This is a genomic window from Carboxylicivirga linearis, from assembly GCF_018271995.1.
Classification (GTDB): Bacteria; Bacteroidota; Bacteroidia; order Bacteroidales; family Marinilabiliaceae; genus Carboxylicivirga; species Carboxylicivirga linearis.
Genome location: NZ_JAGUCO010000021.1, coordinates 66,572 through 87,347, shown reverse-complemented (window position 1 = coordinate 87,347; position 20,776 = coordinate 66,572). Strand labels below are relative to the sequence as shown.

Here is a 20,776-nt window from a genome sequence, read left to right as displayed (position 1 = left end):
CTGCTTTTCTTTAGAACCCTTGTTCTCAAAAGCGGATGCAAAATAAGCGGTTATTTTTGGAACGTCCAAATCAAAAACCAATCTTTTTGAAGGTAGAAAGTGTTAATTTGTGTTTCGGGATTGGCGGTGTGGAGGTTAGATTCAAAAGAAAATTATGATTTTTGTTTTTTAGATACCTCTGAGTTTGCTGAAAGTGCAAAAAAGCGTATCCATACATCTAGATTACGTGTTTATGCCAACTTAGTGTTCTTATATATGATGTATATACTATAATACATATCTCATATAGGTCTTTTGTATCCTTATGAAGTTTTAAAAAGGAATTTTTAGCACCTTTGCACAACATTTAATTTGATTGCTCTATAATGACATTAAGGACATTTTTACTTCTAGTTATTTTTGCAACTTCAATTCAATATGGTTTTGGTCAACAAAAGTCAAAAGTGAAAGTTGAACACTCTGACTTTTTAAGGAACAAAACAGAGGTTGCCCCCAATGCAAGGTTATTTATTGGAAACGTTGAAATAAAACATGAGAACACTATCATGTATTGCGATAGTGCATATGTATATCCCGACTCAAATTATGTTGATGCCTATCACAACATACATATTATACAAAATGACTCTATACATTTATATGGAGACTACCTAACTTATTTAGGCTCTATCGGTTTGGCTAAAGTTCGTCAGAATGTAAAACTTGAAAAGCAAGACATCACCTTGTTTACAGATTTCATGGATTACGATCGCATTAAAAATATTGGCTACTATTACAATGGAGGTGAGGTTTTAAGTGGCGACAATACATTAATCAGCGACTGGGGCTATTATTATCCTGACTATAACGAAGTACATTTTAAAGATTCTGTGGTGGTGACCAATCCTCAGTACACTATCTTTTCCGACACATTAATATATAATACGGTGACTGAAGTATCCAGTATTTTGGGGCCAACATTTATTGTAAGTGACGACAATATTATATATAGTGAAGATGGATACTACGATACCATGAACGACAAAGCAAAACTTCAAAAAAACAGCTACATACAAGGGAAAGAGCAAATACTATTGGGAGATACCATTTTTTACGATCGTTTAAGTGGAATAGGTGAAGCCTTTAATAATTTTGAACTTCAAGACACTACTAATAATATTATCATAAAGGGTAATTATGGTTTTTACAATGAGAAAACCGAAGACGCTCTGGCTACAGATAGTGCACAATTGCTGCAAATTTATCAAACAGATACACTCTTTTTACATGCCGATACATTAAAAGCGGTGCCTGTACCTGAGGACACAAGTAAAATTCTGAAAGCATATTACAATGTTAAATTTTTCAGGCAAGACATGCAAGGACGCTGCGATTCTATGGTTTATAATTTCAAAGATTCGACAAATACCTTTTATAACACACCTATTCTTTGGGTTCAGCACAACCAAATGACTGCCCAAACAATAAAATTATATACCCGAAATCAGGCGATGTATAAAGCCGACTTACTTAATTCGGCATTTGTTGTTTCACCCGAAGACAGTATTTTCTTCAATCAGATAAAAGGTAGAAACATGACGGGGTACTTTCGCAATAATGATATTTATAAAATAGATGTTGATGGAAACGGGCAGACAGTGTATTATCCCAAAGATGATGAACTTATTATAGGTGTCAACAGGGCTGAAAGCAGCGCTCTAACTATTAAGCTTAAAGACAGAGCCATTAATGGAATAATGCTTCGCGGAGAACCAACCGGAAACTTAAATCCTCCTTATACATTACCCACAGAAGATGTAAGACTACAAGGTTTTATTTGGCTGGAAGAAATAAGGCCTAAGAATAAAATGGACATTTTCAAAAAGGTTGGACTTCCGAAAATGACTGAGGTAACAAAAATATACGACGACTATAAGTTCGGAGACGAATAAAAATAAAAAAGGGGCTTTGGCCCCTTTTTTATTGCTCTCTTAATATTCATCTTCATTAAAGAAAAAGTCTTCCTTACTTGGATAATCTGGCCAAATATCCTCAATACTCTCAAAAACTTCTCCTTCATCCTCTATCTCTTGAAGATTTTCAATTACTTCAAGTGGCGCGCCCGAGCGAATTGCAAAATCGATTAATTCGTCTTTTGATGCCGGCCATGGCGCATCTTCTAACTTAGAGGCTAATTCGAGTGTCCAATACATAACAACTCAATTTAACATTAATAATATTGTGTTACTTAATTCTTTTCTTATCTGCGAATATAAAAAAAAAATCTTTTCTTACAACTCAGGCTTCCAAGGAATTTCATCAACACCAAAATAGTTTGACAAATGTCTTGATAAAACAAACAAATAATCCGATAGTCGATTCAGGTATCTCATTACCCATCCATCCACTTCAAACTCTTCAGCAATATCAATAACCCGGCGCTCTGCTCTTCGACAAATCGTGCGAGCAACATGACAATACCCAACCGATTGATGACCTCCTGGTAAAACAAAATTAGTCAATGGAGGTAAAGCGTTTTCAATTCGATCCATCTCTTCTTCTAATTCTTCAATATGTTCTTCTCTATAATCTAGCTTGGTTCGCATATTAGAAACAGATGAATCGGTAGCTAAATAAGCCCCAATTGTGAAAAGCTTCGACTGAATTGAGATGATCATCTTCTTATCTTCCTCTCCTATTTCAAACGATCGTATCAACCCAATAAAACTATTGAGCTCATCAATAGTTCCATATGCTTCTAAACGAGCATGATTTTTTGGAACTCTTGTCCCTCCAATTAAACCCGTTGATCCTTTATCCCCGGTTTTAGTATATACTATACTTTTCTTCATGAATTGTAAATAAGCTATACAGGTTGCTCAACTCTTTCATTGATGGCATCAGACTCAACTAATCCATCGCGCAAACGGATAATACGATGAGCGTGCTGTGCAATATCCTCTTCGTGAGTAACCAATATAATTGTATTTCCTGCCTGATGAATCTCATCAAACAATCGCATAATATCAACTGATGTTTTAGAATCGAGGTTACCTGTTGGCTCATCTGCCAAAATAATAGATGGTCTGTTGACCAAAGCCCTGGCTACAGCAACTCTCTGACGCTGACCTCCCGACATTTCATTAGGCCGGTGTTGCATCCTATTCGTTAAGCCTACTTTTTCCATTACTTCTTCTCCCCTCTTAATACGATCGTGTTTAGGCACACCTGCATAAATTAATGGAAGCATTGCATTTTCAAGGGCTGTGTAACGAGGTAACAAATTAAATGTTTGAAATACGAAACCAATTTCTTTGTTTCTGATTTCTGCCAGACTATCATCCGTTAAATGACTTACATCTGTGCCGTTTAAAATATATTGTCCTCCAGTTGGGGTATCGAGGGCGCCAATCATATTCATCAAAGTAGATTTTCCTGATCCTGACGGCCCCATTATAGCCACATATTCACCTCTTTTAATAGTAATTGAAACTCCTTGAAGAGCCTTAACTACCTCTGTTCCTACATGGTAAAACTTAGTAATATTATTAATTTCTATGACTTTATTCTGCATCTCATAAGTTTTAGGTATCTCAAATATACTTTTTGTATAAAAAACAACAAAGGCAGAATTAATACTTTACCACAAAATGCTGTTTTTTGCATTCTTTTCTAAAAAAAACAATTCCCAACTGAAACAGGTCAATTGAAACAGTAACCGATGGATGATTTGTAATTATATTCCATGCTTCTTCCATCCCTTTCGACCAGTGAATATCATCAAACACAAACACTGTATTATTCCAGGCCTTTAGCAAACACATATTAAAGTAATCGATTGTTGCATTTTTTTCATGATGTCCATCAAAGAAAACAAAATCTAATTGATCTATCGAAGACACCAATTCGGGTAAAACATCCTGAAATTGACCATTAATAATTTCAACATTGCTGCAATGTACATCAGCCATTGTTTTTCTGGCTATCTGGGCTGTATTTTCACAACCTTCAATAGAATATACTTTACAACCTTTATCTGGCATTGTCAAGTAACAAGTGCTAATTCCTAAAGATGATCCTAACTCAATAATATTACGAGGCTTAAATCGATGTACCATTCTAAATAAGACCTCTCCGTATTTTCTGTTTATTGAAGATTTCGCTGCAATATCTGAAATTTTTCTTTCATGGGATCCAAAGGCAGTACTCCCTGCTCCGTAATCTGCCATTTGTATGGTCTGCTGAGAAAGGTTTAACTTCTTTCTGTAAGCATTAATCACATTAAAAGCATAAAAAGGCCACTTACAGTATATCAATTCTCGCACTAAATCAAAAACAAAGGGACTATGCACCCCATGTCCTTTTTTAAAACGTGCTGTAAATCTGTACTTAATATAGCTTTTAACTAAGAAATAATTCATTAACGAAAATTTTCCGAATATACTAATATTAACTAATCTGCGAAAAGCGGTTTTATAATTCTATATCTTTGTATAGTTAAAACTCAAATAGAATGGGAAAAGGTAAAGGCAAGAAAAACAATAGTGGTTCGAGTGGACAGAACCGAAAAAAGACAGAAGATTTCTTACTGCAAAACAGAAATAAAACAGGCATTTACGAAACGAGTTCAGGATTACAATACGAAGCAATTAAAGATGTTGATGGACCAAAACCATCATCCCAAAGCACTGTTAAAGTGCATCAACGAGCCATGTTATTGGGAGGCAAAATACTTGATGACACCTACAAAGATGCCACCCCGTTAGAGTTCAGATTAGATGAAACCATAGAAGGGTATAGCGAAGGTTTACAAATGATGTGTGTTGGAAGCCGGTATCGCTTTTTCATTCCGCCAGAATTAGGTTGGGGTAAAAAAGGATCGGGCGGACGAATTGGCCCTTATGCATTAACCATTTTTGATGTCGCGCTACTGGAAATAATTGACTAGTCAAAATTTATTTTAATTAACTTTTTAAACACTTCCGACTTCCTCTTGTTTAAGTTCAAAACAAGCAAATAATACACAAGTCAATGGATGACTATATTAATCAGCTACTTGAGTTAATTAGCTCAGCTTTTTACACAAAAAACACAAATAGGCAACTTATTGATGACGATGATTACATTAATGAGTTTGCCGACCAATATATTAACGGTACACCTGTAAAAATTTCAGATAAAACCGGCATTGAAAAATTTCAATTTCCTCCAATTGAGAAATTATCTGAGGAACAAATTGACGTGTTACTACCGAAAATTGAGGAACTTCTTCTGAGCTATAATTGGGAGTTTATTTTTCCGGAAAATGTATCGAATGAAGTAAGGTACGGTTTCATTACCGGGAAGTGGGACACCAAACATGTTTTCTGTAAGCAAGGCATAGTGCAAATTGAGACCTGCAAGTTTGATGATAAAAACTGCCCCTTTCCTGCGCACTGTTCTATCTGTAATAAACTTAAAGACAATACAGATCATGCACTTTGCAAAGGTAAAGTAGATTTTGATTCTTTAACTCCCGATTTTGAATCGGAAACAACACCTGAGATGCGCAAAAACATAGATAAGTTTAAAGAATTGATGCGCACCAGTAATTCCTCTGAATATATTACCGGCATTCATAACTATTGCGATGGCCGCTGTAATAAATGTGATTTTACCAAGCGATGCAGTTCTTATGCCCTTAATGAGGAAATGAATAACGTCACTAATAACGATGATAATGAATCGTCGGATGACAACCTGATGATTATATTAAAAGCAACTACTGAGTTTATTGAGGAAGAGTTGGAAAAAAGAGGTATTGACGCTCAGGAAACCATTAACGAATTGTCAAATACCGATAATGTTGTCAATGACAAAAAACACCCTTTGGAGATAAAAGCTGAATCGTATGCTGAAAAGGTGAAAAGGTGGCTAGACTCAAACCAGAGAGAAATTGAGAGTAGAATCGTTTCGGAACAAACTACAATTAAGAATTATTTTGAGAGTATCACCTGGTTTCAACTATTTATACCTGCTAAGGTTAGTCGAGCGTTGAGCATTTTTAAAAATAGCCAGATGCAATCATCAGATGAATATGATAGTAATGGATCAGCCAAAGCGGCTTTACTTGGTATGGATGAATCGATAGAGGCCTGGGAAAATTTAATGAATAACATTCCTCAAAAAGAAGATAGTATTCTAAATATATTACGTCATCTATCAGAAATTAGAGCTGAAGTTGAAAAAACATTTCCTAAAGCGAGAGAATTCAAAAGACCTGGATTTGATACAGGAGATTAAATAAAAATCTGAGAGAAACAGAGTGGAAAATTTAAGAATTCTATTAATTCAAAAAATAAATGTCTCTCTCAGATATTAACGAACTTTTCAGTTCGATTAATTACCCACCGTTGTAAGTAATGTACTAACAGCATTATGCTGCCTCATTTTTTAACCACCGTAAAACTATAATTTTATTTGACAGTTCTATCCTCTTCCTTTAAATATTTGTTTAAAAATCTTAAAATTTCCCCATATCCCTTAATTTCATTCTCAGTTTTCACAAAACCATGGCCTTCATCATCAAACAATACGTAATTTACAGGTACATTATTTGCTTTTACAGCATTCACAATTTCATCAGACTCAACTTGTAATACACGGGGATCATTAGCTCCTTGCAACACCATTAAGGGTTTTGTAACCTGATTTGCATGAAACAAAGGAGAAATATTATATAATCGAACTGAATCAGCTGTTGTAGGATCACCCATCTCCATATACAATGCTTCGCGGAACGACTCCCACCAGGGTGGTATTGATTTTAATGTGCGCAACCAATTAGTCACTCCAAAAATATTAACGCCCACTTCAAATTCTTCAGGTTCAAAAGTCAAGGCAGCCATTACCATGTAACCTCCGTACGAACCTCCAATTATACCAATCTTATCATTATCAACCCAATCGAAAGACGCAAGATACTTTTTACCATATACACAGTCTTTCAAATCAACATCACCATGCTTTTGGTCGTCCATTCTATAAAATGTTTTACCGTAGCCACTCGATCCTCTGTTATTAACAGCTAAAACAGCATATCCGTGATTAACTAAATACTGGATTAAAGAGAAATAACCTACCCTAGACTGACCTCCGGGACCTCCATGCACCCAAACCAGTGCCGGAACTTTAGAGTTAGAAGAAGCCTGATGTGGTTTATACAAAACTGCAGGGATATCTAAACCATCAAATGAAGGGTAACGAACCACATCTGCTGATACTAAATCATCTGGGTTAATTTCCGGATTGAGCGTATTGGTTAATTGCTTTACTTTACCCTCCTCTAAGTTAAAAAGGTACATATTTGAAGGAGCTTTGGAACTAACCAATGAAAACTTCATTAACTGCTCGCTTTTTGAAATACTTACCCCTGATACACTTCCATCTTTAAAATCAGGAAATTTAACAGGTTCGCCCGTGGCCATATTAGTGATAGTTACAACGGTTTGTGCATCTTTATTCACACCCACTACTCTGTACTTTTCGTTATACGATAAATATGAATACCAAATATCCCAGTCTTCTTCCAATATTTTTTCTGTTGTTCCCTCTTCAATATTGTATTGACTTAAATAAGTAAATTCCGATCCCAAATTAGTGAGGATATAAAGTCTTTTGCCATCCAGGCTAAATTGCTGTGCATTAAATTCGGCATCTGCACCCTCTGGTGATATTTGAACGGTTTCAGCTGCTCCCCGATTAAATAAATACAGCTCATTTTTAGAGGTTGTAATAGTTTTAGTTAGTGCTAAATAATTTTTATCATACGATATGGCACTAACATCAAACCCGTCGTTATTCTCAAAAATAAGTTCAGATGTAAAGTCATCGATAGACATTTCGTATAAATCGAAAAATTTAGGATCTCTTTTGTTTGAAACAAAGAAAAAGCTTTGCCCATCTCTGGCCCAACGATAAAAACTGGATTTAGCGTTCTCCCACGGTGTTATATCCTGAACCTGACCATCTAAATCAACCATGAAAATATGATCAATTTCATTTCCTCCCTCATCGCTGGAATACAAAAAGCGTTCATCATCGGGAAAATAACTAATTGCAAAAACAGATTCGCTGGTTGACTCAGTCAAAGGCTCAGCTGCGGCTCCGTCGAGTGGCAAGCGATAAGCATTATAGATGCCTGATTTATTGGATGTGACCAATAATTTATTTTCATCCGGAGAAAAAGAACCTCCTCCAATGCTTACGTTTTTATAAAAATCTTCAATTGAATATTGCTTTACATCCTTTGCTTTATCAGGATGATTGATGGTACAGCCTAACAATAGTATTGGCCATAAAAAGAAACAGATTTTTTTCATTGTTTTGTTTTTAGGATCTCAAAAACAGATTAAGGAAATATTATAGTTTTTGAATTATATCATTGCAAAAACCACTGTAAAAATCAGTTAGCATTCCTAAACTAGATATTTTCCTACACAAAAACAAATCACCGGGTCAATAACCTCCTACAAATGATCTAACATCTGATCTATTGCCTGAAAAACCTGATGGCCAGAATCAAATACATTAGAAAACTGATTTTTTGAATCTTTCAGATAACGTTTAGCTGTTCTTTTATGACCTAATTCATATTCGAGCTTAGCAAAATGAAATAAAACATTGCCTTTTGCTTCAGAATCGTCCTCAGCTTCCTCCAACACTTTATTAAAAACATCTTTCAATATTTCCAGGTGTTGCTCCTGTTCAAACATATCCAAAAGCTCCTGAAATAAATCGGGCGAATAAATATTTTGAGTTAGCACGTCAAACGACAATTTCTTTGCCTCTTCATCTTTACTACTGGCCAAATAGGCTTTTAACAGATAAAGCAGGTTGGGCTTATAGTTGGGAGAAAGCTCATTCGCTTTTTCAAAATACTCAAGTGCTTCCTCATTTTTTTCCAATTTAGAATATAAGATGCCGGCAATTCTGGCTGCATCACCTTTTTTCAATGAATCGGTATATAACTCATAAGCTCGTACAGCTGACTGACCCCCTTCGGCAAACATACCATCAAACAAGCACGAAACAGCCAGGTTATAATGAGTTAAAGCCTGTTCATCCACCTGTAATGACTTGTTATACCAGTATCGGGCCTCGTGATAATTTTCGGTAAGCGTATTGTAATACCCCATGGCGTACAAACTATAGTAATCATACAAGCCATATTTATATGCCTGGGTAAAATAATACTGACTTTGATCGAGTAACCATTCCGATTTTCGCCCCCATCTATCTCCAAACTGTAAAAATACTGCATTATAATACTTACCTAATTCAAGGTGCAAGCGATAATCGGTTGAATCGGCATTCATATGAACTAGTAATAAACTATCAACATTCAGTTTAAAGGGAGTATTATATTGATTGGCATTTTTTCTTACGCCTTCCAGTTCCTCTCCTTCTCTTAAGTTCTCAAACCCAAATGCCCGATGATAGTGACTTGTTGAATAATATTTAGTGGCTAGTTGCACTTTACTAAGTAAAAGATCTGTATCTATTGTATCTGGCAGCTTTTCCAACAACTCGTATGCCGAAAGATATTGACGACCTTCCACCAATGAATCGAGCTCTTTTTTCCATTCCTGAGAAAAACTCAAACTGAAAAAACCAAGCAATAACAGGGTACTTAATAGTTTATACATGACTACAATATACGAATCTTTTTAGCTTATAAACCTTAGCTATGCACCCATTTGATTATTAATACTGCAACATACCACCAAAAAAGGCTGACCTCTGTGAGGTCAGCCTTATCTATTGATAATATCAAGCAAATATATTATTCGATAGAGGTATTGTATTCGCGATCGCCCGATGCACCTGACATAGGTTGTTTTTGAATAGGCTCAAAAGTCATCTCTTTCTCATAATACTTTTCGTCCTTATCCATCCATCGTAACAGAATATCAACCGCTTCGTTATTCTCAGGTATTAATTGTGTTAAATCAAAAGCTGCTAAAGAATATAACGATCTATAATACGGATCATTATTAGCATTATGTTTTAACTCAAGAATAATTGCACCTTCATCATTTGTCAAATTCTCTTCATCCATAACCAGGTTAATGTAATGAACAGTATAACCTCCACCCGGGTATTCAAATTCGAGATTTAAATACTGATCGGTAAACCAGGCACTGTGAACTCGAACAGCATCGTATCCGATTGAATCCTTCACCTCTTCGGTAGTTTCTGAAGTAAAGGTGAAGAATGGCTTTGTTAAAATTTCATTCAACCCTGTTAGGTTGATACTATAATCATAGAAACTTTCAGTTTCTTTTTCTCCCAGCAAAGTGTAATAAGCTACTACACGCATACTATCCTCTAAACGCGACGCATCGATATAAGAAGTCTCGGGATACAGGTTATTACCTTTATCCGATTTTAAATAAAAATGATCATCCGTTTTAATAATGGTGGCAATGGATACTCCAGTTGTTTCACTCTCCTTATAACAAGCTACCATTAAAATCCCTAAAACTGCAACCAACCACAATAATCTTACTTTTCCCATTTCTGATTCCTCCATAAATGATTTAATAAATTACAATGTAGATAAGTAAAAATCATGCCAAACACAGACAGCTACACTTTCGTTAACTTTTTTAGTGCTTTATTTACAACCAATAATCTTTAAAACACACAACTATTTATATGTTTATTTATAAACATGCACTAAAACCATGTACTATCCATTGTAATAAACCAATTACAAAACCTCATAACCCAAGTAATATGGGCATTACAATTCTAAAAGGAATCAATTAAGTTGATTTATTAACTATAAAATTTCACCTAAAGTGGTATTGACAATACTTCATTATTCTATTAAATTGTATAGTATTCATTACAGAATACACCAATATATTCTAAGCATATTTAAACATACCCCAACTACCTAAGGTGGTTTGTACTTTGAGAAGATGACTGCATTGAGCTTTTAACTAAAACCTAACAACGATGAAGAATTCATACTTATTACTCTTTTCCCTGCTAATTCTTATCACAACTGGCTGCTCAACGGAAACTAAACAAACAGGTGATCCGGGGAATATACCTGGTATGGGCGAAACACCTGGAGAAGCTGAAGTGAACGATGAATTATTTCTACCTGATGGAGTTGTTATTGATGGTGATATTACCGGAAGTTCTGATCCCATATTCACCTATAATTCACCTGATGGATGTTTGAACGGACACCAGGCTGGTCAAACTGAAAGGTGTGAACACGGAAGTGGTGGTGCTGATGTAGCCTTAAACATAACCTTTGTAAACACTACCGATGAAAATAAAAACGTGGTTATACCGGCAGGGTGTATTTTCAATTGTAAGCAGGAAGGATATCAAAATGCTATTTTAATACAAGATGTTGCCATAAAACTAATAGGAAGAGGTGCTGTTAGTATTAAGCTAAACGTATACTGTATAAACAGAGGTAGAGAAGGCAGTAGTAATGATCTAACCTACGAATTAAAAGGCATTACCACATCAGAACACATGTTAGATTTAATTGATAATTTAATCGATAAAAAAATTGACATTGTATTTTACAACGAAGACCAAACAGAATATCAATCTATCATCTCAGGCATACAAGATGTGGTGTGGGCTATAACAAATGATAGTGGCGTTAGCGAAGATGGGTGGAACTTTATTTTTTCATTACCTGAAATGTAGTTTAATATATGTGTCGGATTTTGTTCCTAAAGCATCATTTCTCCCCGCTCTCACCTCTAACTCCAAAAGGAGAAATCCCCGCGCGATTGGCTCCCTTTAGCGACACAAGGTGTGTTGTGGGCCAGATAGGAATTCAATCCGGTAGTCATTTAGTTTTATATTACAAAACCATGCAGTTCAAGCACCTGAATTATAATATACTCTGCACGCCTATCACATTAACCTGGAATTAGTTCTTAAATATCTTGGAAACAATATTCAGGTGTTGAAATTGTATTTTTATGATAACAATCTGAGGTTCTACATCTTTTATCTTAAAACTAGCTTGTCCTGAGAGCAAGGCATTCACTCCTGAGTCGATCAAACGACCTGTAACATCATAAACAAACCAATTAAAATTACCTGTTTCTCCATTATTTAAATTTAGATATATACGATCGTTTATATTAATAATAGGATCTGTCGTTGTGATAGGTAAAACTTTTGTAGCAAAATCTGCATTTAAATACACATTATCAATAGCGGCTCCCATTCCCCACCGGTAATAATCATCATAATAAAAACCAATCTGAAAATTCTCTGAGGCAAATTCATCTGAGATTGGAATTTCGTTAAATCGCCAGTCTGAACTTTGAGATAAATCAGCCAATACTTTCCAATCTTTATCTCCCACTTGTCGGCAAACAACAAATAAATCATCTATTACATCATATCTATCAGTCATTAAAACATAATCAAATGAGAGAGAGATATTCTCAAAACACTTTAAATTAATGGGCAACGACCATGCTATATCACTCACATGTGTGCTTGTATTCATTATCCCTGAGTCAATCCACAAGAAAGGTGTACTATTATTTTCAAAATGCAAATAATACGAAGACAATGAATCGCTATTACCCCATCTCCATCCGCTGTAGGTATTTTTTATCTCCCAACCTTCAATGTCATCATCAAATGTCACCAAGTATGGAACACTTGCCTGGTCTTTAATAATAACATCAACCGCATTAGTAGGCAGGCTCTCTTTCTCTTCTTCTAATTGATACCGGGCTGTTATATAAAAAGTATTAACCACATTTTTTTCAACATCTGTAATAACACAAGAGGTATCTTCTGTATCAATCAACATCTGGTTATTCATATAAATAGCATAGGTTGTTGGATTACTTCCTGAATGCCCCCATGCAAGCTGAACTCCTTCATCTACGATTCGGTATATTAAGTTAGCTGGAGGAAGTATCTCATTATTTACCATATGCCCTTCCGATATCAAACTAAACGACTGTTTATCTCCTTCGCTAATTCCATTACCATTAACTCTTATAATATAATTCCCGGGAGCCGAATTATTGATTACAATCTGCTCTAGATTATCAGAATGATTTTCACCTTTAGTGGCTGCTAGTTCCGGTTGATCTGCATCCAGTATCCAAGGATAATAAAGATTGCCATTTTCATCTTCAATTGTTAAGTCAATGTCGTTTACTAAACTAGTACAACCTGCATTGCTTTCTTGATCACAAACGGGTCCCGGTGGATCTGTCCAACAAAGGGTAACTTTTAATTGATCATAACCTTCATCAGTTCTAATTAATATTTCCTCGCTTTCCTCTTTATAAACGTCCCCTTGTATAATCAAATCCCCACCTGCATTAACATTGCTACGTAATAATTCAGCTGCTTTATAAGCATTTAGTAATCCATATCCATGCATATAATCAGGCCCATCCTCGAAACCACATTCATCAGCTGTTTGAATTAACAAGCCCTTAACGGTAGAAGCCCACAAATTAACTCCCGGCTGCAACTGTTGTTGCAACTGCAATAATAAAGCAATAGCACCACTAGCACTCGCTGCAGACATTGAAGTGCCACTATAAGCGTCGTACTGATCCTCTCCATCTGAAATACATGAATACACCGCTGCTCCATTGGCCATTAAATCGGGTTTTATTCTTCCATCGGATGTAGGTCCCCATGCGCTGTATGATTCAACCTGAACCATTTCCGGGTTTATATAACCTTCAGACAGATCTTGCACAGCCCCTACGACCAGCGCATTTTTTGAAGCAGCCATCGAACATACTGTCCGATATCCACTCTCTCCCCCATCAACATTATGCACATCGTTGGACGTAACCCAACCATCATTCCATTCATAGTGCTGCACGGGTTGATCTTCTGGTCCTTCACCCCTATCATTACCAGCCGATTTTACAATTAAATAATTGGGTGCATTAAACGTTATATAATCAATATCCCAACATAACGAGTCGTAATATCCAAAATCAACATCTTCATTCAAATCAAGAGAAACATCTCCATACCAAAACCAATTTTCATTTGATGAGTTGTATGTCCATCCGCAGACTTTTCCGTAAGAATGATTAGAGAGTAACAGATTCTCGGAGGCCGCAACAGCCATTTCCGATATGCTGTTATTAAAATCGTATGCCAATAATTTTGCCATTGGAGCTATTCCCTTACCATCAGCATCTTTCCCTTCGGCTTTTATAGTTCCTGCTACATGAGTTGAATGATTTAATGTGATGCTTGGCTTATCTCTTTGCCAAACTTTATCCGGAAAATCTGAAAACTCGTGATGTTCATTCAAAACTGCTCCGCCATCCCACAAACCAACTTCCACAGCTTCACCATCCAAAGAGAATCCGGCATTAAAATCTGGCCACAAAAGGTTTGCTGAGATGGTACCTGCAGCATTAATATTATTGGTAATAAAGTATACTGGCTTTCCTTTTTTAAAATATTGCAGGACAGCAATGCCTCCTTTACCTTGCTGATATGTCATTTCAAGGTTATACTTTTTAGCTATTTTTTTTGCATTTTCGTGTTTATGCTTGTATGAGCTATCCTTTTGTAAAGCCCAATCCAGAAGTATTTCTTTACCACGATCGGCATTTTTTTTCTCTAACTCCTGAGCCATGCAATCAGCAAAAAGCAGCAGAGCACTAATTATAATCGCCAATAATTTCATATCGAAGAAAAAAAGACCAGCCATAAAAATGGCTGGTTAATTATTGAGTCGAACACCAGGTTCAGGCTAATATTTACTGCACCCAAACTATATTACTATCTTCATGAACATATTCAAGGACCTGATTACAATCATCAGCAAATTGTGCAAATCCACCTACATTGTCGTATCTGGCCCAACCATTATCCGACCGGGTGGTAAAAGAAGGTGCTTCTCCATACCCAAATTCACCACCTATTCCCAAGTCAAAAATTTGTTGCACTGTAAAAACAGCAACAGGATCAGCATTATAAGAACCATTCCACACCAGGAAGCCTATTTTTACATCTTTCCAGCAATCGCGATTATAACTAAACTGAGAATAGTTAAAATATAGCTTTCCTAAATCATCTTCAATTGGATTTATTCCAATAATATTTTTGAAGCTATTCAAGTATTCCAGCTTATTCACATTCATAGTACCGGTTTTATCATTTGCACCTGATATACAGCCTGCAGCACAATGCAAATAATTATATTGCCAGGTACTAAAAAACTGAACTAAATGTTGGTATCCATTACGAGTACAGATTTCTATCAGACCATCATACCCTTCATGTTCCATTAAATTTTGATAGATAGCCATATTTTCTCTTGGCGAATCAATTGTTTTTTCTGTACCATCAGGTCTAAGACCATACAACCGACCACAAAAGTCAACCTGAAGAGTAGAAATATCTTCCACTTCAGACAATCCGCTCATGGCTTCTTCTAACGCCTGATCTAAAACCTTTTGAGGAGATCTAAAAATACTTGTTCGTCCAAATTCAACTTCCATTGGACCATAAACATTGCCATCATCGGGGAACTTACATTCTACCCCAAATTCATCTATAAATGTATTAGGAATTAACTCACCTTCCTCTGAATCTATTGCACAAACATATTGAACCAAAACTCCATTTTTTTCATACGTAAAAGGCAATCCATTTACATAGGCTAATGGCTGCACAAATTCATTTTTATAGACAGGAGTTCCTGTTTCTGTTCTTAAAATAAAATACAAATCCCCATATAAAGATCCTAAATCTGTTGATCCTTTATTGCCTTTCTGCCCATACTCAGGTCCCACATCACTAGGACGATCACTGTCCAGATTATCCAATCTACCTCCCCATCTTTCGCACCCAACAAATGCAACAGAGAGTAAAATTACCCACATAAAAATCCACGCTTTTTTCATAACCAGTTTGTTTAAATTTTAAAGATGTATCATTACAGCTAACAATCACTATTATTTGTCAATGAACATTATATTAGCAACTTAATTCAACTTCTCTATTAAACTGTAATATTGTATAAATTTAACTGGTCATTCATTAGACTTCAATACTCAGAAAATTGAAAATAAATACACAAAAAGTTATCATTCCCTACCCAATTTGTGCAAGTTCACATTTAGCTTTTTTACAGCCTAAGCAGAATTTTTCACCTGGAGAATCCAATATCCCTTCCCGACACGCATATCTTAGTAATCCCAAATAGTTTTTGCTTCCAAACTTCCGCATAATATTTTTACGATGCGTTCTTACGGTGGCCTCACTAATATTGAGCTTTTCAGCAATTTCTATTGATTTCTTCATACAAACCAACTCCACTAATACATCCTGTTCTCTTTCTGTTAACAAAGCCTTTGTATTTGTTTTCTTTAATCTTTCTGACAGAACCTCCGTAACGGGTCCACAGAAGTACTTAACTCCTACATCAACTTTATTAACAGCCTCAAACAAACTATCTTTACAACACGTCTTTAGAACATACCCATCAAGACCTTCATTCAGTAAAAGCTGAACAAATTCATTATCGATGATATATCCAACAACTATAACCTTAACCCCTTTTTCTTTCAGCTTTCTTACATTACTTAACACCAATGCATCAGGATACACGGCTTCCAACAGACATATCGAATCCCTTCCATTAACCCATATATCTATTTTACTTTGATGAAGCATTTTTGATACCCTAAAATCTTTTTTACTATTGACAAGAGAAGACAGAGCATCTCCCCATAAATGATGATTATAAACAATTAAAATATTAGCGGTCATTTTGTCTGAATTAAACACATAAATTACAACTATTTCTTTACAATAACCAATGTAAATATCAATCAGACAAATATTTCTAGAATGCCACAACTTTTTAACTCATCTTCTTACTTAATATTGACTTTTATATTTATCTACATTAACTTGCTTTGTTCATAATGTCACTATAATTTTAATATTGTACTTTTATTTTCTTCTCATCATGCACAACATTATATATTATTAAATAAGTGAATAAGTAACTATAAAGTGAAAATGTTCATCTCTAGTATTACGTCAGAATAATCAACAGTTCCACTTATACCTATATAATAATTTAAACTCTTAGACAAAATGAAAAAATTACACTACCTGATTTTATCAGCAACAATCCTACTGGTTGTATCTTGTTCTGAGAACATACAAACCACAGACATGCCTGGAAATATTCCCGGAATGGGGAACACTCCGGGAAACATTGAAACGTTAGGGCAATTTACTCTACCTGATGGAATTGTTCTTGGAAGAGAAATAAGAGGCAGTTCCAATGCAGAGACGACGTACGCTGCTATTTTAAAAAGCGACGATCACGGAGATGATCATGAGGACGGTGGTTGTGGAGATGATCATGATGATGAAGGTGGATGCGATCATGGTTCAGACCACGAAGGAGGGCAAGGTGGAAGCTGTGAACATGGAAGTGGTGGCCAATGGGTATCTTTGGATATAAGCTTTGTGAATACAACAGACTTATTAAAAGAAATAGTACTTCCTGCTGGTTTAGTTTTTGAATGCGAACAGGAGAATTATCAACATGGTATCTTACTTCAAGAGGTACTGATCAAAATTAAAGGCAAAGGAGCCGTGAATATCAAACTCAATTTATATTGCTTAAACAAAGGTCTTGATGGAAGTGATGTAACACTAACTTATCAGTTGCGTGGTATAGCATCATCAAAACACATGGGACATTTAACTACAAAACTGGAAGGCAAAAAAATTGACATCATTCACTTTAAAGAAGAAGAAAGAGAAGACTACGACAACATGATAGACAAATTGCAAGATTTAGTTTGGGCTATAACCAATGATGATGGCATAAATGAAGATGGATGGGCATTTGTTGAATCAATTCCAGATTTACTTAATTAAGATCCTAATAAACTTATAGATCCTAAAGGTGCTGTCAATCTAACAAAGCAGCACCTTTTTTTTGTTGTGCACACACAGAGACAGAGACCACATGAATGGTTTTTTACTATTTTTGCTGCATGTCAGAGTTGGCGGCACTAAATATCACTTACCTTCCGGGCGTTGGGCCTAAGAAAGCTGAGCTTTTACAAAAAGAGCTTAAGATTGCTTCATATGAAGATTTGCTTTATTATTTCCCTTATAAATATGTTGATCGAAGTAAATTCTATTCCATTCGCGAAGTCAATTCAAAGCTAGCGTACATTCAGGTTAAGGGGAGGTTTACCTCATTAAAAACAGTAGGCACAGGAAGGCAAAGCAGACTTACCGGGATGTTTTCTGATGGAACCGGAATAATTGAACTAGTTTGGTTTAAAGGCCATAAATACATTAAAGAAAACATAGATCCTAATGCCGAATACATCATATTTGGCAAACCCACTGCTTTTAACGGCCAATTTAATATTGTACATCCCGAAATGGATAAAGTTGAAAATGGTCAGGTTAAAATCAGTGCAGCACTTCAGGCTTTTTATAACACCACTGAGAAGATGAAGAAAGGCTTTTTGAATTCAAAAGCCATTCAAAAACTGCAGCAGAATGTTTTCTTATCTTTTCAGGGGAAGATACCCGAAACACTACCGGCTTTTATCATACAAAAGTATAAGCTCCTTCAACTGCACGAAAGCTTGAAAGTAATACACTTTCCGCCTAATACTCAAATACTGGAGAAAGCTCAGTTCAGATTAAAATTTGAAGAGTTGTTTTATATCCAGCTCAATATTCTGAAGCAAAGAAACCAAAGAGGTAGAAATATAAAAGGGCATAATTTCTCTGTTGTTGGAGATTATCTTAATTCATTTTATCAGCAAAAATTACCTTTTGAGTTAACTAATGCACAAAAGAGGGTGATAAAAGAGATAAGACGCGACATGGGGTCGGGCAAACAAATGAACCGATTGCTTCAGGGCGACGTAGGTTCTGGAAAAACATTGGTAGCATTAATGGTGATGCTGATATCTCTCGACAACAATTTCCAGACTTGTCTGATGGCACCCACCGAAATATTAGCAACGCAACATTTCGAAACCATTAGCGAAATGCTAGAAGGATTGAATGTAACGTGTGCCCTATTAACCGGATCGACCAAAAAAGCTGAACGAAACCGTATTGATGCAGAATTAACCTCTGGGCAATTGCAGATTCTAATAGGAACTCATGCCCTTTTGGAAGACAAAGTAAAATTTAATAATCTGGGATTGGTAGTGATTGATGAACAACACCGGTTTGGAGTTGCCCAACGTGCGAAACTATGGAGAAAAAATCATCAACCACCTCATATTTTGGTAATGACAGCCACTCCAATTCCTCGAACTTTAGCCATGACAATCTATGGTGATTTGGACGTATCTGTTATTGACGAATTACCACCTGGCAGAAAGCCCATTGAAACGGCTCATTATTTCCATAATCGGCGAAACAATCTAAACAAGTTTATTAAAGGCGAACTTGATAAAGGCAGGCAAGTGTACGTTGTATATCCACTGATAGATGAATCGGAAAAGATGGATTTTAAAAACCTTGCTGAAGGTTATGAGTATATGCAACGTGTTTTCTCTGATTACAAAGTTAGCATGGTGCATGGTAAGATGAAACCGGCTGAGAAAGATGAGGCCATGCAGATATTTTCATCAGGTCAATCACAAATTCTGGTTTCAACAACGGTAATTGAAGTGGGTGTGAATGTACCAAATGCATCGGTAATGGTGATTGAAAGTGCTGAACGTTTTGGACTATCTCAATTACATCAGTTACGCGGACGAGTTGGACGAGGAGCCGAGCAGAGCTATTGTATTTTAATGACCAGCTATAAATTATCGGAAGATACACGTAAACGAATGGATATCATGACACGATCAACTGATGGGTTTGAAATTGCAGAAGCCGATTTAAAATTGCGTGGCCCGGGAGATTTAGAAGGAACGCAACAGTCGGGGTTACCATTTAGTTTGAAAATAGCCAACCTGGGTAAAGACGGACAGATACTACAATTCGCCCGTCAGGTAGCAGAAGCTATTTTAAACGAAGATCCATATCTTGAAAAAGAAGAGCATCGTATTTTAAATAAGCAACTAACAAAGCTATCTCGCGAAAAGATGAACTGGAGTTTAATTAGCTAATTTTTTCTTTATTTAATTAGAGATTTTTTTCTTTATAATAGCAAGAACTCCAATAAGTTAATGCTAATTTAGCTATACTTTTCTATCAATTAGATAATTAACCGTAAGTAATTCTTCTTATTTTTATTCATTCTAAATCCAAATACCTTTTAGGGTTTAATAATACTCCTTTACATTATTACATTTGTGCCGCTACGAATTCAGGTATATCATGTCAGAGATAGACTACATAGAGCACGAAGGGTTTGTTGAAGAGATTAATCCTCAACACATTAAAGTAAGAATAGTCAACGAAAGCGCTTGCGCTTCCTGTCATGCTAAAGGTGCATGCACAGCAGCCGACCTACAAGACAAATTAATCGATGTATATCAATCTATAAGTAACTTATCAGTAGGCCAAAAAGTAATGCTATTAGGCAAGAAATCCCTTGCTCCCAAAGCGGTTCTGCTGGCATACGTATTTCCGCTCGTCCTGATTTTAGCTACCTTAATCACAGTTTTTTATGTCACTAACAACGAATTGTTAGCAGGCATTCTTTCCTTAGCTGTATTAATTCCTTATTTTATTATTATCTATTTTATGAGGAACAGACTTGAGCAAACATTTTCATTTTCAATAAAACATCAAATCAACTAAA

Annotated in this window: 17 protein-coding genes; 7 read left to right on the top strand and 10 right to left on the bottom strand. The window is 35.8% G+C overall.

The window, feature by feature from the left end; translation table 11 throughout:
- Nucleotides 1-365: 365 nt before the first annotated feature.
- A complete protein-coding gene (locus tag KEM10_RS18935) occupies nt 366-1,931 on the top strand; it encodes an OstA-like protein (RefSeq protein ID WP_212218064.1) in 1,566 nt (521 codons plus the stop codon).
- Nucleotides 1,932-1,970: 39 nt separating this feature from the next.
- Here KEM10_RS18935 and KEM10_RS18930 read toward each other — a convergent pair whose 3' ends face one another.
- From KEM10_RS18930 to KEM10_RS18915, 4 genes are all read right to left on the bottom strand, one after another.
- Nucleotides 1,971-2,192: a DUF2795 domain-containing protein gene (locus KEM10_RS18930; protein WP_143304314.1), complete on the bottom strand. Its 222-nt coding sequence runs from the start codon at nt 2,190-2,192 to the stop codon at nt 1,971-1,973.
- Between the two features lie 78 nt (nt 2,193-2,270).
- Nucleotides 2,271-2,831, bottom strand: coding sequence for a cob(I)yrinic acid a,c-diamide adenosyltransferase (locus KEM10_RS18925; RefSeq protein WP_212218061.1), 561 nt, complete (start codon nt 2,829-2,831; stop codon nt 2,271-2,273).
- Between the two features lie 14 nt (nt 2,832-2,845).
- The gene (locus tag KEM10_RS18920) at nt 2,846-3,553 is read right to left on the bottom strand and encodes an ABC transporter ATP-binding protein (protein ID WP_212218058.1); all 708 of its coding nucleotides are present in this window, start codon (nt 3,551-3,553) and stop codon (nt 2,846-2,848) included.
- Between the two features lie 58 nt (nt 3,554-3,611).
- Nucleotides 3,612-4,400 (bottom strand): O-methyltransferase, encoded by a 789-nt coding sequence (locus tag KEM10_RS18915; RefSeq protein WP_212218055.1) that lies wholly within the window; start codon nt 4,398-4,400, stop codon nt 3,612-3,614.
- A 92-nt stretch (nt 4,401-4,492) separates the two neighbouring features.
- Here KEM10_RS18915 and KEM10_RS18910 point away from each other — a divergent pair, with 92 nt between their 5' ends.
- Nucleotides 4,493-4,927, top strand: coding sequence for an FKBP-type peptidyl-prolyl cis-trans isomerase (locus tag KEM10_RS18910; RefSeq protein WP_212218052.1), 435 nt, complete (start codon nt 4,493-4,495; stop codon nt 4,925-4,927).
- Between the two features lie 83 nt (nt 4,928-5,010).
- A complete protein-coding gene (locus KEM10_RS18905; RefSeq protein WP_212218048.1) occupies nt 5,011-6,261 on the top strand; it encodes a hypothetical protein in 1,251 nt (416 codons plus the stop codon).
- 173 nt (nt 6,262-6,434) lie between these two features.
- Here KEM10_RS18905 and KEM10_RS18900 read toward each other — a convergent pair whose 3' ends face one another.
- The 3 genes from KEM10_RS18900 to KEM10_RS18890 all read right to left on the bottom strand — a co-directional run bounded on the left by KEM10_RS18900 (nt 6,435) and on the right by KEM10_RS18890 (nt 10,552).
- Nucleotides 6,435-8,339, bottom strand: a complete 1,905-nt coding sequence (locus KEM10_RS18900) for a S9 family peptidase (RefSeq protein WP_212218045.1) — start codon at nt 8,337-8,339, stop codon at nt 6,435-6,437.
- 147 nt (nt 8,340-8,486) lie between these two features.
- On the bottom strand, nt 8,487-9,665 hold the full coding sequence (locus KEM10_RS18895; protein ID WP_212218042.1) for a hypothetical protein: 1,179 nt from the start codon (nt 9,663-9,665) through the stop codon (nt 8,487-8,489).
- A gap of 137 nt (nt 9,666-9,802) precedes the next feature.
- The gene (locus KEM10_RS18890; RefSeq protein ID WP_212218039.1) at nt 9,803-10,552 is read right to left on the bottom strand and encodes a NigD1/NigD2 family lipoprotein; all 750 of its coding nucleotides are present in this window, start codon (nt 10,550-10,552) and stop codon (nt 9,803-9,805) included.
- 431 nt (nt 10,553-10,983) lie between these two features.
- Between KEM10_RS18890 and KEM10_RS18885 the strand changes: the two genes are divergently transcribed.
- Complete coding sequence (locus KEM10_RS18885) at nt 10,984-11,700, top strand: hypothetical protein (RefSeq protein WP_212218036.1); 717 nt, start codon at nt 10,984-10,986, stop codon at nt 11,698-11,700.
- 229 nt (nt 11,701-11,929) lie between these two features.
- Here KEM10_RS18885 and KEM10_RS18880 read toward each other — a convergent pair whose 3' ends face one another.
- The 3 genes from KEM10_RS18880 to KEM10_RS18870 form a co-directional block, all read right to left on the bottom strand.
- Complete coding sequence (locus KEM10_RS18880) at nt 11,930-14,722, bottom strand: S8 family serine peptidase (protein ID WP_212218033.1); 2,793 nt, start codon at nt 14,720-14,722, stop codon at nt 11,930-11,932.
- 49 nt (nt 14,723-14,771) lie between these two features.
- Nucleotides 14,772-15,920 carry a hypothetical protein gene (locus tag KEM10_RS18875; RefSeq protein ID WP_212218030.1) on the bottom strand — a complete coding sequence of 383 codons (1,149 nt, stop codon included), beginning with the start codon at nt 15,918-15,920 and terminating at the stop codon, nt 14,772-14,774.
- A gap of 190 nt (nt 15,921-16,110) precedes the next feature.
- Nucleotides 16,111-16,788 (bottom strand): response regulator transcription factor, encoded by a 678-nt coding sequence (locus KEM10_RS18870; protein ID WP_212218027.1) that lies wholly within the window; start codon nt 16,786-16,788, stop codon nt 16,111-16,113.
- Between the two features lie 333 nt (nt 16,789-17,121).
- Between KEM10_RS18870 and KEM10_RS18865 the strand changes: the two genes are divergently transcribed.
- From KEM10_RS18865 to KEM10_RS18855, 3 genes are all read left to right on the top strand, one after another.
- A complete protein-coding gene (locus tag KEM10_RS18865) occupies nt 17,122-17,919 on the top strand; it encodes a hypothetical protein (protein WP_212218024.1) in 798 nt (265 codons plus the stop codon).
- 119 nt (nt 17,920-18,038) lie between these two features.
- Nucleotides 18,039-20,138 carry an ATP-dependent DNA helicase RecG gene (gene recG, locus KEM10_RS18860; RefSeq protein WP_212218021.1) on the top strand — a complete coding sequence of 700 codons (2,100 nt, stop codon included), beginning with the start codon at nt 18,039-18,041 and terminating at the stop codon, nt 20,136-20,138.
- Nucleotides 20,139-20,349: 211 nt separating this feature from the next.
- Complete coding sequence (locus KEM10_RS18855; RefSeq protein WP_212218018.1) at nt 20,350-20,775, top strand: SoxR reducing system RseC family protein; 426 nt, start codon at nt 20,350-20,352, stop codon at nt 20,773-20,775.
- The last annotated feature ends 1 nt before the right edge of the window (nt 20,776 follow it).